This is a genomic window from Enterobacter cloacae complex sp. IR5441 (assembly GCF_049238215.1).
Classification (GTDB): Bacteria; Pseudomonadota; Gammaproteobacteria; order Enterobacterales; family Enterobacteriaceae; genus Enterobacter; species Enterobacter hormaechei_C.
Genome location: NZ_JBMKIA010000085.1, coordinates 1 through 3095 on the forward strand (window position 1 = coordinate 1; position 3095 = coordinate 3095).

Genomic DNA, 3095 nt, shown 5'->3' on the forward strand with positions numbered 1-3095 from the left:
GAGGCGCGGGAATAAAATCCCATTCAGACGCCGGATAGATTCAAGCAAGCCAACTTATCGTCAAAATCGGTGTTGCAAAAACGGGAGTGACCATAGATTCCGTTTTCTGAGACGACCCCGATCAGTATTACGTTATCCCACTCCAGCCCCTTGGAACCATGCAGTGTGGAAAGGATGAAGGGATCGCAGTCAGTAGCAGCCTCGCCTGGATTCAAGATAAGGTTTAAAAACGTGCGGGAATCGATCTTACTGGAGTCAAGTAGCTCCCCGATCCTCACGACCCCTCGTTGCTGGTCGTTCGATCCAGTGCGAGTTACACCCTCAGAGCCAACACTATCAATGAAACCCTCCATACTCAGGCGTCGTAACACATCGATAGCAGGCGTTTCCTCTCCGTCTTTCTGGCAGATAGTGGCGAGCCTGCCCAGCCGATCTTTTTGGTATTGTGCGCCCTCGAATAACTGACCTAGAGCAGACCATAGGTCGGCGTGCGGAGCCATCAATCCACTGAGCGCCGCTTTGAATTGCCCTTTCTGCCATCTAAAACCAGCCTCCTTCAGAAAGCCGTAAACAATCGCTTGTTTGTTGGGATGGTTTTCCAGTAGCCGCAGATCGCCGTACACAGACAGCAAGACGCCAACTACCAGTATCCCGATTTCGGTGCGGGTGTGTAATGCGCTTGAACCATTGAGGTAGCGATAAGGTAGCCCACACAGGCGTAAAGCAATTTCCGCCTCAGCAAGGTTCGCCTTAGTGCGGGACAATATGGCTTGTGTTCCACTGCTCACCGAGAGGTTTGATAGCACCTTGGATAGGCAGTTATCAAAGTGCAATCTGACCTCTGTTTTGGGGGTGCTAGGATGACTGACACAAAGCTTGGTCAGCTTTGTAGAGTTGCGCCGAATTACCGAGTTAGCCATCAAGGAAAGCTCATGGCCAAATCTGAACGTGCATGACAGTTGAAACACCTTCGTATTCGGGTAGTGCCTTTCAAACAGTCCGCCGATAAAGTCTGGTCGAGCACCACGCCACTCATAAATACACTGGTTAACATCACCAACAGCCATAACCGACGTATCCGACTTAGATAGCAAGCGGGTCATGTCATGCTGTATCAGGTTAACGTCCTGATATTCATCAACAATGATGTGCTTGAAGTGGGCACCAAGGCTGCTGTCATTACGCAACAGTGCGACAGCCTCAATCAAACAGTCATCAAAGGTTCGCAGACTGTTTTCCTCCAGCAGCTCACAATAGCGGCCATAGGCGTGAATAAACTCCCGTTTGATGTTGCTGAACGTTGGATCATTGGCAGCATCAACAGGAGTTACGGCCGCCGCCCGGCAGCGAGCAATAAACAGCTCGAAGTTTTCAATTTCATTGGGGTCAATATAATTCGCCTCATGGTCAAAGCCATAGCGGTAGGCTTGCTTTACCAGTTGCTCATAGCGGTAGTCGCTTGGAGTAATGAGGTCTTTCTTCTTGATTATCTGTTGGCGTTCTCCGTAACCAACAATCTTTAAGGCCAAGCTGTGGAACGTGCGGATTTCTGGAATCACGCTCGACATCAGTGCCGTCTTCAAGTTCTCCGTGAAGCTCACCTGCGCCGACTTGTTGTACATCAGGATCAGAATGGAGCGAGGATCAGTTCCCGTCTTGACCAGCCGCTCAACGCGCTTTACAAGTGTGGTTGTTTTCCCGCTACCAGGTACGGCTTTTACCAACGCATGTCCGGTGTCATGGCTGACAATACTTTTCTGCTCCCAAGTCAGTCTTTTGGTCATGCCTTAACCTTGTAATTGGCGCACTGACGGGCCTCGGTGTAGGGAACGATCTTTGCCTTACTGTGACATTGCAGATAGCCATCCTCCCATCGGCCTGCTTGCTCGCACATAATGCAGTTGGGAAATAGTGAATGAGGATCGGCGTGACGGATAAAAGCTCGTAAGTTATCAGCCAGCTCAGCGGCCCCTAACGATCTAGGCCATGTGTTCACGTCAGAATTGATTGTTAAATCCACTTCAGCGAGCGGCATCGTTTGTTCGTTGAGTCGGCCGGAACCACTTAAACTCCAGACAGACATATCCACGTTACCTACTGAGCAGACGCCGCTACAGGTGTCCACAGATTGAAACGGGGGAAGCCAGTTGAATACTCTCAGGATCTTCTCCTTGATCGAGTAGGCCCCGGTAAGCAACATCTGAATATCAGAGGCAGATTGGACCTTAAACTCAAGAATCGGGATACCGGCTTCGATCTTGTCTTGAGAGCAGGGGTGTGTGACACAAATCTCTACGTAGCAACGCCTTTCGCCAGTCGTATCATACAACATCACGTCTGGTCGCAGCCCTGTGACCTTATCGTGTTTTTCCAGCTCTGCCTGATCGAAAAATTGAGTCAAGTTGTAGCGTGCAGGCACGGATTTTACGCACTGACGTGCTTCGTCTCTAACCAAGGCTAAACGAGAACCATTACAGGCAACCCGGCGCTCCAGCTCAAGGCTAATAGGCATTTCACGGCTGAGAGCTTGTTGGTAGCGATAGAAGAATGCTTCTTTGCCGCACTTGTGAAGATAGGTTTCAAGGGCACAGCATTCTTCCGAATGGCGAAAGTGCTTAGCGTTGAACTCGCCCATTACCGGGGTCAGGGGGCTCTTACAACCTGGGCAGGTGTAAGTATGTGAGCGCAGGGCAGCGCCAATGTGCGTGAGGGTGCCCTCGCCGTCTAGCGCGTAAGCGTATTGTATTGAGCTGGATTGAGTTGTCATGACTGCGTATCCTCCCAAAAAAATCCAGCTAAGAACAGACCTTACGGCAGGCAAATGGTAAGTAGTGCTTCTTGAAGCAGTCGAGTGTACAGCGGCTCAGTGAAAAAGCTAATCGCCCGCTCAACAACCTAGTGATACTGGTGCAGATTCGACAATGAGTTAATGCCCGGAGAGCATCTGCAAGACTTCTAGCTGGAAGGCATTCCAACCAGCCCTCGCTTCTGAAAAGCCGTCAGGAAACGGTAAAATCCAACCAAGTGAGCAACTTCACTTGATCAAAGATCTAAGGCTAGAATGATGGAATTCCAACCTTAGTTTGCAAATAGCC

The 3095-nt window shown here is 50.1% G+C and carries 2 protein-coding genes; both read right to left on the reverse strand.

The window, feature by feature from the left end; all coding sequences use genetic code 11:
* Positions 1-23: 23 nt before the first annotated feature.
* Positions 24-1784 (reverse strand): ATP-dependent helicase, encoded by a 1761-nt coding sequence (locus ACOTX5_RS26280; protein WP_031942310.1) that lies wholly within the window; start codon positions 1782-1784, stop codon positions 24-26.
* Positions 1781-2767: a hypothetical protein gene (locus ACOTX5_RS26285; protein WP_000211823.1), complete on the reverse strand. Its 987-nt coding sequence runs from the start codon at positions 2765-2767 to the stop codon at positions 1781-1783. Before ACOTX5_RS26285 ends, ACOTX5_RS26280 begins: the two co-directional genes overlap by 4 nt.
* Positions 2768-3095: the final 328 nt, after the last annotated feature.

Bases quoted from the DNA above. Each gene is read 5' to 3' on its own strand.
- ACOTX5_RS26280 (WP_031942310.1), bottom strand. From the start codon at position 1,784: ATGACCAAAAGACTGACTTGGGAGCAGAAAAGTATTGTCAGCCATGAC.
- ACOTX5_RS26285 (WP_000211823.1), bottom strand. From the start codon at position 2,767: ATGACAACTCAATCCAGCTCAATACAATACGCTTACGCGCTAGACGGC.